A 15,892-nucleotide genomic window follows, 5' to 3' on the forward strand; every position below is an offset into this window, starting at 1 on the left:
TGCCGAGGGTTACTGGAGTTTTATGCGAAATTTCACATTCACGATGCTCGGTAACGAGTCGTTTAGGCGATTGTATGCGAAAAACCACCTTCGTGGAGACTATCCCGCCTCGGAAAGCCCGTATGTATGTCAAAAACCACATAAAATTCCACAAATCGCATGGAATCTCGCCAGCGAATGTGAAAAACCACATAAAATTCCTCGGCCTACACACTCCGCTTGCAAACTCCGCTCGCAAACTCGGCCCGCAAACTCGGCCCGCAAACTCGGCCCGCACACTCGGCCCGCACACTCGGCCCGCACACTCGGCCCGCACACTCGGCCTGCAAACTCCGCCCGCAAACTCCGCCCGAACACTCCGCCCCTCGTCTCCATCGTTCTCGTCGTTCTCCCCGCCGCCGCCCGCTTCCGGCTTCACACGGAAGGAGTCCCGAAGCGGGAGAACAGCTTCCAGACCAGCTCCCGGCGGCTCGATACGCCTGTCTTGGCGAAAATCGACTTGAAGTGGTCCTGGACCGTGTGGGCGGAGATGCGGAGCGTCGCGGACATCTCCTCGGTCGACAAGCCACGGTGGGCGGCTTCGACCAGTTGCTTCTCCCGGGCGGTAAGCCCGCAGGCGGCCGCGATCAACGGGAGCATGTCGCCCGGGCCGGCCGGCTCCAGCCAGACGGTGATCAGGCGGCCGCTTGCCCCGCCGGCCAGTTCGCTCGCCCGAATCGTCACGTACGAGCCGGAATGGAGCCGCACGCAGGCCCGGGCCGGACGCGCGAGCGCGGATTCTTTGCCCGAGAGGGCTTGCGTCGATACCGCCCGGATCGGCCGGGGCAGAACGCTGCGGTCGATGCCCTCCGTCTCGCGAAGCAGCTCCATCCAGCGTCCGGCCGCTTCATTCGCGGCGACCTCGCGGAGCTCCGCGCCGTATTCCAGCAGCAAGATTCCCGGCATGCTCTCCGGCCGTTCCGCCTCTTCGGGCAGCAGCAGGCTCCATCTCCGCATCGCGGCGGCCAGGCAGGGAACAAGGGAGGATACCATGGCCCTGTCTTCTTCGGCAAAAGACGGCTGAGTGTCCGAACGGAACAGGATGAGGAAGCCCCAACAGCTTCCTTCGCTGACCAACGCGGCTCGCAGCTCGTCCCCGAAGCCGGCAGGTCGAAGAATCTCCCGATAACGCGGGCTTCTCGACAGGTCCTCTCCGGTTGCCCGGAAGAGAGTGGAGACCGGATCGGGAAGCCGGACAAGCTCTTCGAACGGATTGAAGTCTTCCCGCCCGTATTCGTAGTCGAACAGCGACGAGTGAATCGCTTCGATGCCGTCCTCGGTAACGGCTCCGGCCGACAGCAGCGTGCGGGGATCGACGGCGGTGCAGCAGGCTCCGGCGATGGGGAAGGCTTCGCGAAGCAGGGCGATAAGGGCCCTGCGGAATTCGGAGGAGCCGGAAGAGCGGTAGGCCAGCCTCTCGATTTGGTTGCGGATGAGCGTGCTTCTGTTCATGGCGGGTCGCAGCGGAGCGCACCCCCAGATATCTGGGATGGCGTCTCCGGTCTCCTTCGGTCAGAATGAGGGGGTAGCTATTCATCTAGCATAATGAAGGGAGCCGAGCGAGGCAACATGGACGAGAACAGGGCATTGCCGGAGCGCGACGGCTGGGGCTGGGACGATCCGGCCGCAGAGCGCTATACGGACACAATCGAACGCAAAATCCCGGGATACCGGAACCTATACGAGTTAACGGCAGGCTTCCTCCAGCTCGGCCTTCGGGGAACCGAACGGCCTGCGATTCTGATTGTCGGGGCGGGAGGAGGACAGGAGCTCTCGGTCTTCGTTCCGAAGCTGCCGAATGCGGTATTCACGGGTGTCGATCCTTCCGAACGCATGCTGAACGTCGCGAGACGCCGGATGTATCGGGAGGATACGGATGGCAAAATCCAACTGGTCCGAGGCCATGTCGGAGAGCTGCCGGAGGATGAACGGTACGATGCGGCTGCCTGTTTGCTTGTGCTGCATTTTGTCCGGGGGAGGGAAGCGAAGCTCGGCTTGCTTCGGGAGATCGCCCGCAGGACGAAGCCCGGCGCCCCGCTGTGCCTCGCCTCCCTGAACGGAGCTCCGGGGACGGAGCCGTTCCGCGCCGTGATGGAAGCGTGGAAGGAGCACATGCTGGGCAACGGGATTCCGCTTGAGGAGTGGGAGCGATTCGCATCCTCGATCGGGTCGACCTCGGAGCCCGTCGCTTCCGAGGAGCTGTTGGGGCTGGCAGAACAAGCGGGATGGGAGACGGGAGCTCGTTATTTCTCCGCTTACTTGATCGAGGCCTTCCTCTTCAAGAGATCGCCGCGGGTCACGGGGGAGGAGCGATGATCGACATGACAGAGGCAAGAGCGGCAAGGGAGAAAATCATTGTTGTCGGAGGCTACGGGGCGGTAGGCAGTCTGATCTGCCGGGAGCTGGGGGCGCTTTATCCCGGGCGCGTCTACGCGGCGGGCAGAAGCCTGGGGAAGGCGGAGCGCTTCTGCCGATCGACCGGAGGATGCGTGCTGCCGATGGAGCTCGATATCGACGCTGCGGCGAGCGCCGGGCTTCTAACCGATGCCAGGCTTGTCGTCATGTGCCTGGACCAACGGCAGACGGACCTTGTTCGCGCCTGTTTAAGGAACGGGGTTCACTACGTCGACATCTCCGCGAACGTATCGCTTCTGTCCCAAGCGGAGGCTTACCGGGACGAGGCGATCGCGAGCGGGGCGACGGCGATTCTGGGCGTCGGCTTGGCGCCCGGCGTGACGAACCTGCTCGCGCTCGAAGCCCATCGCCGCTTGGAGCGTACCCATGCGATCGAGATTGCGATTATGCTCGGTCTCGGGGATCACCATGGGAGAGCTGCCGTCGAATGGACGGTAGACAATCTGGATACGGAATTCGACGTTATGCAGGGAGGGAAGCGAGCAAGGGTGCGCAGCTTCACCGACGGGAGGACGGTCGACTTCCGCGGGAAGCTGGGCAAGCGGAAGGCTTACCGCTACCCGTTCTCTGACCAACTGTCGCTTCCGCGGACGCTCGGCGTGCCCGGCGTCTCGACGAGGCTGACCTTCGACGTCGGCGCGGCTGCAGGATTGCTGGCATTCACTCGACGCACGGGACTCCAGAAGCTGCTCAATTGGAAAATTTTCCGAAACATCGCCATCTCCGCCTTCTCCAACATTCCTCTCGGTTCGGAGCGGTTCGCGGTCAAGGTCGAGGCATTCGGCGAGATCGGCGGCAGCGAAGCGACGGCGGAATGCCTGTTCTACGGCAGGCGGCAATCGGAGATGACGGCCAAGTGCGCCCTGGATGCGGCGGTTGCCCTCTGCGAGACCGAGATGCCGCCCGGGGTATACTCGATTGAAGAGCGGCTCGAATGGAGCGCGATGAAGCGGCTTGGAGCGTACGAGACTTAATCGGCGATCAGTCGGCAGACGATCTCGTCCAGATGCTTCTCGAGCGTGATCGGATTGTAGTTCGCCCACATGTCGCTCATGACGTAGGCGCGGCCTTCGGTGACGGCGGGAAGCCCGTACCACCCGGAATGGTTAAGCAGCTTCCGCCCCCGTTCTCCTTCGAACCCCGTCTCCGGCAGCGCGAGGAACACCCGGTCCCCGGCATATTCCGGAAGCTCGGAGGGTTCGATTCGCACCCACTTGGCGTTCCGGTCCTGCTCCATGATCGCTTGGACGCGGCGCGTCGGCTTGAAGCCGATGCCTCGATAGAGCGTATGACCGAAGTGGTGCCCGGCATAGACGTAGAGATCCCCGGAATGATAGACGAATGCCGTCGCCGTCTCCCCGTCCCCCGCTATTCCTTGGAGCCGCCGCCTCGCGTTCTTCGCTTTCTCCTCATAGGCAGCGATCCATTGCTTGGCTTCGACGGCCTTGCCGAGCAGCTCGCCCAGACGAAGCATTCTCGTATAGACGTCAGCGGACCAATCGATCTCGACGGCGGTCGCGATGCGGGACAGTCGCTCGGCGACCTGGCGCTCGATGTAGCTCGGGTACAGAATAAGATCCGGGCGGAGCTCGCTGAGGGCACGAATGTCGTACGGCTCATCGAAGCCTCTCACCGCATCCGCCGCTTCCGGCAAGGCGGCGAACATGGCGCTGTTCGTGCCGATGGGCCGAATGCCCAAGGCCAGCAGCTCGCCCAAGTATTGAATGGAAATAATTCGCGGCCCCTGCCGACTCGCCTGATACTCGGAGGGGGACAAGCCCGTCGATTGCCGGAAGCGCCGGCTGAAGTAGAACTCGTCGCGGAAGCCGACGCGGCTCGCGATCTCCCCGACACGCAGGGAGGAGGAGGCCAGCAGCTTCTTCGCTTCCTCGATCCGAATGGCGCTCAGGTAGCGGGCAGGGCTCTGGCCGGTTATCGTCCTGAACATTCGGTCGTATTGCCAACGGCTGAGGTTCGCTTCTTGGGCGAGCCGGTCGAACTCGATCTCCTCGGAATACGCCTGATGGAGATAGGAGATGATCTGCTCGATCGCCGGATCGCTCTCGGGCTCCTGCCGCCCTGCAGATTGCTGCGCCAGCAGCTCGTACAGGATGGCCTGGAAGCGGATATGCCGGTGGAAGCGGGCAAGGCCGTCTTCCGGCGGGGGTTGCTCCGGCGAGCCGTTATCCCCTCCCGGGGAGAGAAGCTCTCGCAGATCCGCCTCCAGTCGGGAGAGCGGCTCGAAGCGGAGCTCCGCCGGCGAGGCGAACAAGCCCGCGTCGTCTTGCTCGACCTTGAATTGCACCCAATATTTGCACGGCGGGGCGCTTGCATCGGTCGGAAGCCATTCTATGCGGGCACCCGGAGGAAGCAGCAGGCACCTTCCCCGCGCGAACGGCCGCGGAGCCCCGCCCGCCGCAATCCATCCGCCGCTCTCCGTCGCGACGAGAAGATGATGATCTTCCGATGAAGCGGAGAGAGCTTCGCGGGGGCCGGCCTCGCTATTCCGTTCCTTGTCTATCAGAGGGTCCATTAGAGGCCGAATACGGATTAATTGAACGATAGGCGGCATTGGATTCACCTTTGTAATGATAACGATTTTCAGTCGTTATCATTATAGGCGATCGCTCTTCGGATTTGAAGAGTCATTCCGCCGCGGTTATTGCTTATTGTTGGGGCTTCGTCAGCATATCGGCGGCTTGATCCAGCAGCCAATCCAAGGTAAGTGGATCGTTTAATCCCCAACGTCCGCTCACGATATAGGCCTTGCCGTTCTTGACTGCGGGAAGGGAACCCCAGATCGGTCCGTTCAGAATGTCCTTGGCTGCGGCCGCAGCTTCCTCGTTGTTGTCCGGAGTGACGAGGAAGACGCGGTCTCCGGCATATTCCGGCAGCAGCTCCAGCGACAGCGTCTCCCACAAGGAGTCTGGCTTATCCTGGAACAGTTCGGCTATCTTGGCCGGCTGAGCGAATCCGAAGGCGTCGTACAAGGTTGGCCCGAGGCGCTGCTTGTTATAGACATAGAGCTGCTTGTCGCCGTAAACGATGAACGCGGAAGCCGTCTCTCCCTCCGCAATGACGGGTTGAACGAGCTTGCGCTTCTCCTCGATCTTCGCCTCGTATGCGCCGATCCAGCGTTCGGCGGCTTCCTGCTGCCCGAGAATGTCGGCGAGCGTGCGCAGATGGGTGAAGGGATCGTCGCTGTACTTGACGGCGACGGTAGGAGCGATCTTGCTTAAGGAGTCCAGGTCCGGCGCTTCCAGAAAGTCCGGGACGATGATCAGATCGGGCGCCAGAGAGAGCGTCTTCTCCAGGTTGGGAACGAGATTCTCGCCTCCGATGTCTTCGGTTCCTTGAAGCTGAGTTTCGCTTAAGGAGAGTTTGGCATTGTTGTAATTCGTGCCGACGAACGGAACCTCAAGAGCCGTCAATTCCGAAGCGTAGTAGTGGGCGACAATGCGCTGGGCATGAGTCGGAATGTCGACCGTTCGGCCGAGCGCATCCGTGTAGCTTCGGGTCGCGGGCTCCGCTTCCGGGCTGGCGGACGCGGCTGCCGAAGCGGGTGCGGCGGCAGATTCGCCGGCCCCTTCGCCGTTCGATCCGGACGGAGACGGCGAAGCGTTATTGTTCGTGCCGGAGCCGCAGGCTGCGAGCATCAGGACACACAGCAGAAGGGCGGCGATGGCGGAAGCGGATTTGGTCCAATGGGGGGCGTGCATGGTATCTCTCCTCTTAACTGTTGATAATCGTTCTCATCAAGAACGTTCCCATCATACTACTGTGCCGCTTGCGGTGCCATGGACTTTTTGCCAATTTTATTTGGATAAAATCAAAAACACCTTCAGCGTCAGAGGACGCCAAAGGTGTTTTGTTTGTTGCCTTACCTCAGGCCACAACCAGCGTGGCCGTCATGTTCAGGTGACCGGTGCCGCATACGATGTTGCACTTGATCTCGTAGGTGCCGGCTTCGAGCTGGACAATCTTGGACGACTTGGAGGCGTTCAGCTTCACGCCCGCCTTCTTGATCTCGATGCCGTGGGCTCCTTCGTCGTTGACGAGTTTGATCTCGACCGGCGTATCCTTCGGAATGGTGTATTCCGTCTTGTCGAACTGCCAATTGGACGCCTTGATAATAAGTTCCTGTTCGGCGACAAGCGGAGTTTGCTCCGAGGCTTCATTATTGCTCCCGCCGTTCCCGTTGCTTCCGCATGCCGACAGCGCCGCTCCAAGCGCGAGAGTGCAGAGCAGCAAAGCGATTTTTCTATGTATGACGTTCCCCTCCATTCGATGATGCGAATCGCGCCAAACGGCGACATTCCTATCATATCACATCCCGGGCGGACGAAGCACGGCGCCGAGCCAACGGTCAATCAATTGTCAATAAGATGGCTTGCGCGACTTAATGTTGGGCGAACGTTCGTCAAACATTAGGTTTATCGAAGGCAACCGCGACGCGGGCGGAGACCGCTCAACTGCTGTGATTCGAGCGAGGACAAGAGGGACGGAGGCTGTCGATGCAGTAGGTGAACCCGCCAACCCCGTCAAACCCATACAAACCACTAAACCGAACAAACCGAACAAACCGAACAAACCGAACAAACCACCAAACCGAACAAACCGTACAAACCGAACAAACCAGAAACCCAATAAACCGCCAAGCTCGTCAAAACCGTACAAACCACCAAACCCAACAAACCAGAAACTCAATAAACCGCCAAATTCGACAATTCCGCAGAAGTCGCCGAACCCAACAAACCAGAAACTCAATAAACCGCCAAGTTCGACAATTCCGCAGAAGCCGCCGAACCCCAGCACTCCCAGCCCTCCAGGAACCCAGCACTCCCAGCACCCCCAGCACCCCCAGCCTCCCAGCACCCCCAGCCTCCCAGCACCCCCAGCACCCCCAACGAACCCGCTGGGCCAGATCCGGCCGAAACGACCGACCGATGGACTCATTGAACCCGACACCGCCGGATTTTATGTGAAAAACCACATTGGTACTGCTCGAAAACGGGCACTTTGCCCGGTTATATGCGAAAAATCACATTCGTGGAGGAATTTTCGGCCCGAGGTGCCGTATGTATGCTAAAAACCACATAAAACGCCTCGATTGCCTCCGATTCAAGCCGACGAATGTGAAAAATCGTATAAAATCGCAAAAGTCATTGGGCCAAGGAGGCGAACAGGTTGGCGGGGGAGACTCGGGAGGGATTGCCGGCGGAATTCGGGAGGAGAATCGTCGGGGAGACCGCGAGGGAGATTGTGAGCGGAAGAAAGAGGGGGATGTTCGCGAGCGAGAGTTTTATTAGTTATGCGGCAAGCGGAAATATCCGATATAATGGAAATATGGTGAAATTCAACAGTCGATGGGGAGCGGGACCGAGATTGCGATATGGCTTCGAGAGAGAGTGGCGATAGCGATAGATGAGAACGATCTTGATTGACAACGACCCGATCGCGCTAAGCCGCTTGGCCGAAGAGCTGTACCGGATCGGCGGGCTCGACATCATCGGGAGCTTCTTGGAGCCGCAGCTTGCGCTTGAGCGAATGGACGATCTTCGTCCAAGGACGGTGTTCCTGGAGATCGAGATGCCCGAGCTGAATGGCATCGAGCAGGCGGAGCTTATTCTGGAGAAGCACCCGAGCACGCTGCTCGTGTTCGTGACCGGTTGCGACGACTTCGCGGTGCAGGCGTTCGGCCTGAATGCGGTCGATTACATTCTGAAGCCGCTTGATCCCGCGCGATTGAAGCTGACCGTGGGACGCCTGCTGGGGCGGGAGCGCATTCTGACCGCCTCGGCGGCGGCCAAGCCGTCGCTGCAGATCTGCACGCTCGGCAGCCTGCGATTCGAGGATACGGAGCGCCGGTCGGTTCCCGTCCGCTGGAAGACGTACAAGGCGCAGGAGCTGTTCGCGTTCCTTCTGCACCATAGGGAGCGATATGTGCGCAAGCAGACGCTGCTCGAGCAGCTCTGGCCGGACGCGGATTGGAAGCGGGGGACGATGCAGCTATACACGGCGGTGTACCAGGTACGCAAGCTGTTGCAGGAGGCCGGCATCGATATCCGCATTGTCAGCGGGGAGGAAGGCTATCGGCTCGAGACGCGCGGGCACCGAATGGATGTGCAGAGGTGGGAGGAGCAACTGGGTGCCGCGCCCGCGCTCACGAGGGACACCCTCGAGTGCCACAAGCGGCTGTTCGGCCTCTACCAGGGGGATTACTTCGGGGAGCACGCCTATCTGTGGGCGGAGACGGAGCGACAGCGCCTGCGGGCGTTATGGCTCGAGCATGCCAAGCGAATCGGAAGCTGCTATGCGGAGCAAGGGATGGAAGCGGAAGCGGCGGCGCATTACGGGCGCGTGCAGAGCGTTCTGCCGCAGGAGGAGAGCATCTACTTCGAGCTGATGAAAATATACGACAGACTGAAGGATCGTCATTCCGTCGAGAAGCAGTATGGGCTGCTGCAGCAGATGGTGCGGCGGGAGTGGGGGGCGGAGCCTCATCCTTCGATCCGGAGATGGTTCGTCGATTGGAAGGCCGCAGGCTCTCCTCCATAATAAAGCCGCCCCAGGTGCTAAACACCTTCGGGACGGCATTCTCAATCGCTTCCCTCAATCGCCTTCAATCGCTCTTAATCGCGGTTCCGGCTCGTCGCGGCGCGGAACGGGCTCGCGATCGGGATGAACAGATCCACAATCCCGATGACAATGGCAGCGAGGATCGCACCCAGCCAAGTGACCGCTACCCCGCCGACGATGAATTGAGCGACCCAGATGACAACTGCGCTGGCGATGAATCCGACGATTCCTCGCCCGAAGGGGGTAACTCTTTTGCCGAAGATGCCCTCGATGATCCATCCCAGAACGGCGATGACCAGTGCAAGCATAAGGGCGCTCCAGAAACCTCCGACCGAGAACTTCGGAACAAGGAACCCGACGATCATCAGCACGATGGCCGAGACGACGAACCTAACGACATGACCCAGGAACTGCATGCGCAATCCTCCCGTGTTCGAATTGGATGCCAGCGATGCCGCCGGTATTGGGGTTAGTGTACCCTCGCCGTCTGCGGCTATGTCTGGAAGGTTTCGCAAGGAGCGGCGGCTGAGCTATAATAGAGGCGAGAGGAGTTGGACCTCGCCGTGAACGACAAGGCGCTCTATACATTGGAATATGACAAAATCATTCTCCGGCTGACCGAGAAAGCCGCCACCTCGCTGGGCAAGGAAGAGGCCGCGAAGCTGCGGCCGTCGTCCGATGCAAGCGAAGTGCAGCGCCGGCTCGCGGCGACCGACGAAGCGGTTCGGTCCGCAGCGCTGAAGGGCTCCCCGCCGTTCGGCGGCGTGACCGACGTGCGGCCTGCGCTCGGGCGCGCGAAGCTCGGAGGCGTGCTCGGCCCGTCGGAGCTTATGGATATCGCCGGGCTCATCATGGGCTCGCGGAGAATCCGCAAATACATTCAAGCCGTGGCGGACGAGGCGGACATTCCGATTCTGGCCGATCTGGTCGAGCCGCTTATCGATGCCAAGGCGATCGAGGACGACATTCGCCGCTGCGTCGACGAGCAGGGGGACGTGATGGATTCGGCGAGCCCCGAGCTTGCCTCCGTTCGCCGGGATATCCGCGTAAACGAGGGCAGAGCCCGCGAGAAGCTGGACAGTCTCATCCGTTCGACCTCGATCCAGAAGATGCTGCAGGACGTGCTGATCACGATCCGCAACGACCGCTACGTCATTCCGGTCAAGGCCGAATACCGCTCGCACTTCGGCGGGATCGTCCACGACCAGTCCGGAAGCGGCGCGACCTTGTTCATCGAGCCGGAAGCGGCGCTTCAGGTGAACAACAAGCTGCGCGAGTTGAAGCTGAAGGAGCAGAAGGAGATCGAGAAGATTCTCCGCCGTCTCAGCGAGCTCGTCGGGACGAAGGCCGAACTGCTTAGCTCGGACGCGGAGTCGCTCGGGTATATCGATTTTATTTTTGCCAAGGCGGGGCTGGCGGATTCCATGTTCGGCACGCTTCCGGCCGTCAATGACGAAGGGAAGCTTAGGCTGAAGCGGGCGAGGCATCCGCTGATTCCGTCCAAGCAAGTCGTTCCGATCGACATCGACATGGGCGACGACTACTCGGCGATCATCGTCACCGGACCGAACACCGGGGGCAAGACGGTATCGCTGAAGACGGTCGGCCTGCTCAGCCTGATGGCGATGTCCGGCCTGTTCATTCCTGCCGACGACGGCAGCCGAATCTGCGTGTTCGACGGCGTCTATGCGGACATCGGCGACGAGCAGAGCATCGAGCAGAGCCTCAGCACGTTCTCGAGCCACATGACGAACCTGATCGCCATGCTCGGCGAGGTGACGCCGCGAAGCCTCGTGCTGCTGGATGAATTGGGCGCGGGAACGGACCCGGCGGAAGGCTCGGCGCTCGCCATCGCAATCCTCGAGCACCTTCACCGGATCGGCTGCCGCTTGCTGGCGACGACGCACTACAGCGAGCTTAAAGCGTACGCCTACAACCGCGACGGCATCATCAACGCGAGCATGGAGTTCGACGTCGCGACGCTTCGTCCGACGTACCGTTTGCTCGTCGGCGTTCCGGGGCGAAGCAATGCGTTCGCCATCGCGTCCCGGCTCGGGCTGCCGAAGGAGATTATCGAGCATGCCCGGGGCGAAGTGAGCGAGGAAGAGCTGAAGGTCGACACGATGATCGCCTCGCTCGAGCAGGACCGCCGCCGCGCCGAATCGGAGCGGCAAGTCGCCGAGCGGCTGCGCAAGGAAGTGGAGACGCTTCGCCAGCAGATCGAAGACGAGCGCTTCAAGTTCCAGGAGCAGAAGGCGAAGCTGCTCGCGGATGCCCGCGAGGAAGCGCGCCAGGCGGTCGTCAAGGCGAAGCGGGAGGCCGAGGAGATCATTGCCGACCTGCGCCGCATGGCGCTCGAGGAAGGCGCTTCGGTCAAGGAGCACAAGCTGATCGAGGCGAAGCGCCGGCTGGACGATTCCGTGCCGGACCCGGTTCAGCAGCCGAGGAAGAGTCAGGGCGGCAAGGCCGTCAAGATCGCAGCCGGGGACGAGGTCAAGGTGCACAGCCTCGGCGGTCAGAAGGGGCATGTCGTCGAGCTGGTCGGAGATGCGGAAGCGCTCGTGCAGCTCGGCATCCTGAAGATGAAGGTGGCGCTCGCGGACCTGGAGCCGGCGGCGAACAAGAGCGCTGCGGGCTCGGCGCCGAAGAAGCACGTTCCGATCGCGACGGTGAAGCGCTCGCGGGAGGAGAATACGTCGAGCGAGCTGGACCTGCGGGGCACGACGCTGGACGAGGCGATTCTTGAGACGGATCGCTTCCTCGACGAGGCGTTCCTTGCGAATATCGGCAACGTCTACATCATTCACGGCAAGGGGACGGGTGCCCTTCGCGCGGGCATCCAGGAATTCCTGCGCCGGCACAAGCATGTGAAGAGCTACCGGCTCGGCAATTACGGAGAAGGCGGCGCAGGGGTTACGGTGGCCGAATTGAAGTAGCGGAAGCAAGCGGTGCCGGGCCGATCAATACGGTTAAGATGCAGCGGGTTTGAGAGATCCGCCGGCTTGAGAACGGTTGGCTGAGCTGCAGCCGGCTTGGGAGATAGATCGAGGGGAGGGGGGCTTCCGGGGAATGTCGAACCATGAGGACAGCCATGCGCTGGATACGCTGATGAGTTACCCGATTGCCGCGACGCTGGCCTACTTCTCCGTCGGCATTCTGCTGCTGATCGTATGCTTGGCATGCTTCGAATGGGTGACCCGCTACAACTGCTGGGCAGAGATCCGCAAGGGCAACGCGGCGGTGGCGATGGCGACGGGAGGCAAAATTTTCGGAATATGCAACGTCTTCCGTTACGCCATTCAGGCGCAGAACGCGATCTACGAGAGCATCGGGTGGGCCGTGCTCGGCTTCGTTCTGCTGCTGGCGGGGTACTTCCTGTTCGAATTTGTGACGCCGGTGCTCCGCGTCGACGACGAGATCGCGAAGGACAACCGGGCGGTGGGGCTGATCTCGTTCCTCGTGTCGGTGTCGCTGTCCTTTGTCATCGGGGCGTCCATCACGTTCGGAGATTAGCAGGCATACGGGAGGATACGGATGAAGTATTTATGGGGCACGCTGTTCGTGGTTGCCGTTTTGTTTTTTGTTTGCGGGATTATCTATATGGTGAAGGAGGGATAACATGGCGCAGGTGTTGTGTCCATGGTGTCAGAGCGAGATTCCGCAGGAGGAAGGCCAGGAGCCGGACAAGATCTGCCCCGTCTGCGACAATGAGTTGGACGGCTATCGCACGCTGCGGATCGAGCTCGGCGACGAGGATGATTCCGATCGCGACGAGTTGGAAGACGAAGAGGATGAGGACGGCTACGGGGCGATTCTCTCGGATGAAGAGGATATCGAATTCGAGTCGGACGACGAGCTTCATGTGAAGGACGAGGCGCTTATAGCGTACGAGGAGACGGTCGAGAAGCTTCTCGACTCGCAGGATGTCGTGCCGGAGTGCCCGTCGTGCCGGGAATACATGCTGGAAGCGGGAGAGACGGCAATCCCCGCCGCGGGCTTCTCGCCCCGCGTGCCCGAGTCTCTGGGCTCCCCGATTCTGGAGGCTCCGGCTGCGCTCAAGATTTACGTCTGCCCGTCCTGCTTCACGGTGCAGCACGCGTTGTCCGAGGAGAGCCGCACGGAGTTGATTCGGAAGCTGGCGAGATCCCGGATCGAGTAGACAGAGAGGAAGCTGCAGCATGAGCAGAATGGTTCATTCGGTGACGGAACTGATCGGAGACACGCCGGCGGTTCGCCTGAATCGTCTGGTGGACGAGAGAGATGCCGAAGTGCTCGTTAAGTTGGAGAAAATGAACCCCAGCGGAAGCGTGAAGGATCGTGCGGCATGGGGACTGATCTCGGATGCGGAGCAGCGCGGCTTGATCCGCCCGGGCTCGCTGATCGTCGAGCCGACGAGCGGCAATACGGGCATCGGCCTCGCGATGAACGCCGCGGCCAAGGGCTACCGCCTGATTCTCGTCATGCCGGACAACATGACGCAGGAGCGCATCTCGCTGCTTCGCGGCTATGGCGCGGAGGTCGTGCTCACGCCGGCGGCCGAGCGGATGCCGGGCGCGATCGCCAAGGCTCGCGAGCTGATCGCCGCGAATCCGGGCAGCTTCATGCCGAACCAGTTCGAGAATCCGGCGAACCCGGATATCCACCGGACGACGACCGCGCTCGAGATTCTCGAGCAGACGGAAGGCCGACTCGACGCATTCGTCGCCACCTCCGGCACCGGAGGCACGGTGACGGGCACCGGCGAGACGCTGAAGGCGAAGCTGCCGGGGCTGCACGTTGCCGTTGTCGAGCCGGACGGCTCCCCGGTGCTGTCCGGCGGCCAGCCCGGTCCGCACAAGCTTGTCGGGACGAGCCCCGGCTTCGTCCCGGCCATTCTCAACACGTCCGTCTACGACGAGATCATCCGCGTGACGGACGAGAATGCGCTGGAGACGACGCGCCGGCTGGCCCGTCTCGAAGGGCTGCTCGTCGGCCCGTCGTCCGGCGCCTCCGTCTGGGCGGCGCTGCAGATCGCCCGCCGCCTTGGGCCGGGCAAGCGCGTGCTCTGCATCGCCCCGGATACGGGCGAGCGATACTTGAGCATGGAGATTTTCTAATCGATAAGCGTGCGCGCAAGCGCCTCTCTGCGGACAACCAGTCTTCGCGGAGGGGCGCTTTGTTGGGTTCGGGCAGGAGGGGGCGCGGCTCTCGCGCCGGATGCCGGAATATAGGCGCAAAACCGCATTGGCGCAGCGCGGTTGGGGGCAGGTTGGGCGATTATATGCGAAAAATCGCATTCGCGGAGGGGATGGCCGGGTGGTTTGGGCGATTATATGTGAAAAATAGCGTTCGTGGAGAAAATTCCGGATCGAGTTGGTGCATATAGGCGAAAAATCGCATAAAACGCCGCAATTCCCGCCAAGCCGCGCCGACGAATGTGAAAATTCATATAAATCGCCAAAGCCAACGCGCCGAGCGGGGGTGTCGGGATGCCAGGGTGTCGGGCTGCCGGGTTGTCGGTCTGTCAGATCTGTCAAGGCTGCCGGGGCGATCTCCCCGGAAGGTTCTTCTTGGCGGGATATAAGGCGTTCTTATGGAAGCTATTCATTTCTCTTCCTTGCGCCTCCTCCTGCCGTATGTTAGCTTTAGGCTAATCAGGAAGGGAGGACTTCTCATGAATGTTCTGACGGCCATCGAGAAACGCCGCGAGATCACGAAGTTTAAGCCGGGGGCCATTGCGCCGGACCTGCTGGATTCGCTGATTCGCTCCTTGTACTTGTCGCCCAGCGGCAACAATCTGCCTTCCCGCGAGTTTATTCTTGTCACCGACAAGGCGAAGCTGCGCGAGCTGACGCCGGCCACGCCTTACATGAAGTGGCTGGAGCACGCCGCAGCGGGTGTCGTGATCGTCGCGAACCCGGGGCTGAGCAAGTATTGGCTGCAGGACGCATCGATCGCGGGAGGCTATGCGTGGCTGAACGCGGCGTCGCTCGGCCTCGGAGCCGCCTGGGGAGCCGTCTATCATTCGGAGGAGGAAGAGGAGTCGAAGCGCCGCGAAGAGTTCGTGCGGGAGCGGCTCGGCATCCCGGCCGATTATCGTGTGGTGGCCATTCTCGGCTTCGGCTACCCGCAGGAGGAGCCTCCGAAGAAGGAGATGTATCCGCTCGAGCGCGTGCTGCACAGGGACAAGTTCGAATGAGCGGCAGGCTCCGGCTTAAACGGATTTACGATCCGGCCGAAGCGTCGGACGGCGCGCGCGTGCTCGTCGACCGGCTCTGGCCGCGAGGCGTAACCAAGGAAGCGGCGCAATTGACGCTATGGCTGAAGGAGGTCGCGCCCAGCCCGGAGCTGCGGGACTGGTTCGGACACCGGCCGGAACGGTTCGACGAATTCCAGGCCCGTTACACGGAGGAGCTGGCCGCTCCTGCGGTTCGGCCCCATCTCGAACGCCTCCGCCGCTTGGCGGCCGGCGACGGGCTTACCCTGCTGTATGCGGCCAAGGACGAGCGGCATAATCATGCGATTGTCCTGAAGCGGCATCTGGAGCGGGAGTAAGCGGTCGGCAAGCCGGCCTCTCAGAAGAAGCCCAGCTTATCCTTCGCCTCCTCCGACATCATCCGGGGCTGCCACCGTGGCTCCCACACGATGTCGACCTCCACCTCGGATTTGCCCGTGTTCTCCGTCAGCGCCCACTTCACGCCGCCGGCGATCATATCGTGCATCGGGCAGCCGGGCGTGGTTAGCGTCATCCGGACGTAGATCCGGTCCGGCTCGTCGCGAATCTCGTACACCAGCCCGAGGTCCACGATGTTGATGCCCAACTCGGGATCGTAAACCTCCTTCAGCAGCTCGCGCAGATGTTCGACCGTTTCCATGTTCA

General features: G+C 61.4%; 16 protein-coding genes. 9 read left to right on the forward strand and 7 right to left on the reverse strand.

Annotation, left to right across the window (positions count from 1 at the left end):
- Nucleotides 1-414: 414 nt before the first annotated feature.
- The gene (locus tag E6C55_RS19895; protein ID WP_136371570.1) at nucleotides 415-1,491 is read right to left on the reverse strand and encodes a helix-turn-helix transcriptional regulator; all 1,077 of its coding nucleotides are present in this window, start codon (nucleotides 1,489-1,491) and stop codon (nucleotides 415-417) included.
- 117 nt (nucleotides 1,492-1,608) lie between these two features.
- On the opposite strand from E6C55_RS19895, the gene E6C55_RS19900 reads away from it, so the two are divergent.
- Nucleotides 1,609-2,355 (forward strand): class I SAM-dependent methyltransferase, encoded by a 747-nt coding sequence (locus E6C55_RS19900; RefSeq protein WP_136371571.1) that lies wholly within the window; start codon nucleotides 1,609-1,611, stop codon nucleotides 2,353-2,355.
- Nucleotides 2,356-2,360: 5 nt separating this feature from the next.
- Nucleotides 2,361-3,428 carry a saccharopine dehydrogenase family protein gene (locus tag E6C55_RS19905; protein WP_136371572.1) on the forward strand — a complete coding sequence of 356 codons (1,068 nt, stop codon included), beginning with the start codon at nucleotides 2,361-2,363 and terminating at the stop codon, nucleotides 3,426-3,428.
- Here E6C55_RS19905 and E6C55_RS19910 read toward each other — a convergent pair.
- The 4 genes from E6C55_RS19910 to E6C55_RS19925 form a co-directional block, all read right to left on the reverse strand.
- Nucleotides 3,425-4,987 carry an AraC family transcriptional regulator gene (locus tag E6C55_RS19910; RefSeq protein WP_168735769.1) on the reverse strand — a complete coding sequence of 521 codons (1,563 nt, stop codon included), beginning with the start codon at nucleotides 4,985-4,987 and terminating at the stop codon, nucleotides 3,425-3,427. The two genes, E6C55_RS19905 and E6C55_RS19910, sit on opposite strands and share 4 nt — an antisense overlap.
- Nucleotides 4,988-5,120: 133 nt before the next feature.
- Entirely contained in the window at nucleotides 5,121-6,173 is a 1,053-nt protein-coding gene (locus E6C55_RS19915; RefSeq protein ID WP_136371574.1) for an ABC transporter substrate-binding protein, read from the reverse strand.
- Nucleotides 6,174-6,339: 166 nt separating this feature from the next.
- Nucleotides 6,340-6,705, reverse strand: coding sequence for a cupredoxin domain-containing protein (locus E6C55_RS19920; RefSeq protein WP_168735770.1), 366 nt, complete (start codon nucleotides 6,703-6,705; stop codon nucleotides 6,340-6,342).
- 126 nt (nucleotides 6,706-6,831) lie between these two features.
- Nucleotides 6,832-7,269 carry a hypothetical protein gene (locus tag E6C55_RS19925; RefSeq protein WP_136371576.1) on the reverse strand — a complete coding sequence of 146 codons (438 nt, stop codon included), beginning with the start codon at nucleotides 7,267-7,269 and terminating at the stop codon, nucleotides 6,832-6,834.
- Nucleotides 7,270-7,878: 609 nt separating this feature from the next.
- Here E6C55_RS19925 and E6C55_RS19930 point away from each other — a divergent pair.
- Entirely contained in the window at nucleotides 7,879-9,012 is a 1,134-nt protein-coding gene (locus E6C55_RS19930; RefSeq protein WP_136371577.1) for a response regulator, read from the forward strand.
- 74 nt (nucleotides 9,013-9,086) lie between these two features.
- Here the strand turns inward: E6C55_RS19930 and E6C55_RS19935 are convergent, their stop codons facing one another.
- Entirely contained in the window at nucleotides 9,087-9,449 is a 363-nt protein-coding gene (locus E6C55_RS19935; protein ID WP_136371578.1) for a phage holin family protein, read from the reverse strand.
- A gap of 147 nt (nucleotides 9,450-9,596) precedes the next feature.
- Here E6C55_RS19935 and E6C55_RS19940 point away from each other — a divergent pair, with 147 nt between their 5' ends.
- The 6 genes from E6C55_RS19940 (at nucleotide 9,597) to E6C55_RS19965 (ending at nucleotide 15,567) form a co-directional block, all read left to right on the forward strand.
- Nucleotides 9,597-11,969, forward strand: coding sequence for an endonuclease MutS2 (locus E6C55_RS19940; protein ID WP_136371579.1), 2,373 nt, complete (start codon nucleotides 9,597-9,599; stop codon nucleotides 11,967-11,969).
- A gap of 133 nt (nucleotides 11,970-12,102) precedes the next feature.
- Nucleotides 12,103-12,546 (forward strand): DUF350 domain-containing protein, encoded by a 444-nt coding sequence (locus E6C55_RS19945; RefSeq protein WP_136371580.1) that lies wholly within the window; start codon nucleotides 12,103-12,105, stop codon nucleotides 12,544-12,546.
- Between the two features lie 106 nt (nucleotides 12,547-12,652).
- A complete protein-coding gene (locus tag E6C55_RS19950) occupies nucleotides 12,653-13,192 on the forward strand; it encodes a hypothetical protein (RefSeq protein ID WP_136371581.1) in 540 nt (179 codons plus the stop codon).
- Between the two features lie 19 nt (nucleotides 13,193-13,211).
- Nucleotides 13,212-14,129, forward strand: a complete 918-nt coding sequence (gene cysK / locus E6C55_RS19955; protein ID WP_136371582.1) for a cysteine synthase A — start codon at nucleotides 13,212-13,214, stop codon at nucleotides 14,127-14,129.
- A 557-nt stretch (nucleotides 14,130-14,686) separates the two neighbouring features.
- Nucleotides 14,687-15,211 carry a nitroreductase family protein gene (locus E6C55_RS19960; RefSeq protein WP_136371583.1) on the forward strand — a complete coding sequence of 175 codons (525 nt, stop codon included), beginning with the start codon at nucleotides 14,687-14,689 and terminating at the stop codon, nucleotides 15,209-15,211.
- Nucleotides 15,208-15,567 carry a DUF488 domain-containing protein gene (locus E6C55_RS19965; protein WP_136371584.1) on the forward strand — a complete coding sequence of 120 codons (360 nt, stop codon included), beginning with the start codon at nucleotides 15,208-15,210 and terminating at the stop codon, nucleotides 15,565-15,567. Before E6C55_RS19960 ends, E6C55_RS19965 begins: the two co-directional genes overlap by 4 nt.
- A 20-nt stretch (nucleotides 15,568-15,587) precedes the next feature.
- Here the strand turns inward: E6C55_RS19965 and E6C55_RS19970 are convergent, their stop codons facing one another.
- Nucleotides 15,588-15,887 (reverse strand): metal-sulfur cluster assembly factor, encoded by a 300-nt coding sequence (locus E6C55_RS19970; protein WP_136371585.1) that lies wholly within the window; start codon nucleotides 15,885-15,887, stop codon nucleotides 15,588-15,590.
- Nucleotides 15,888-15,892 lie beyond the last annotated feature (5 nt).

This window comes from Cohnella fermenti, from assembly GCF_004801405.1.
Taxonomy (GTDB): domain Bacteria; phylum Bacillota; class Bacilli; order Paenibacillales; family Paenibacillaceae; genus Cohnella; species Cohnella fermenti.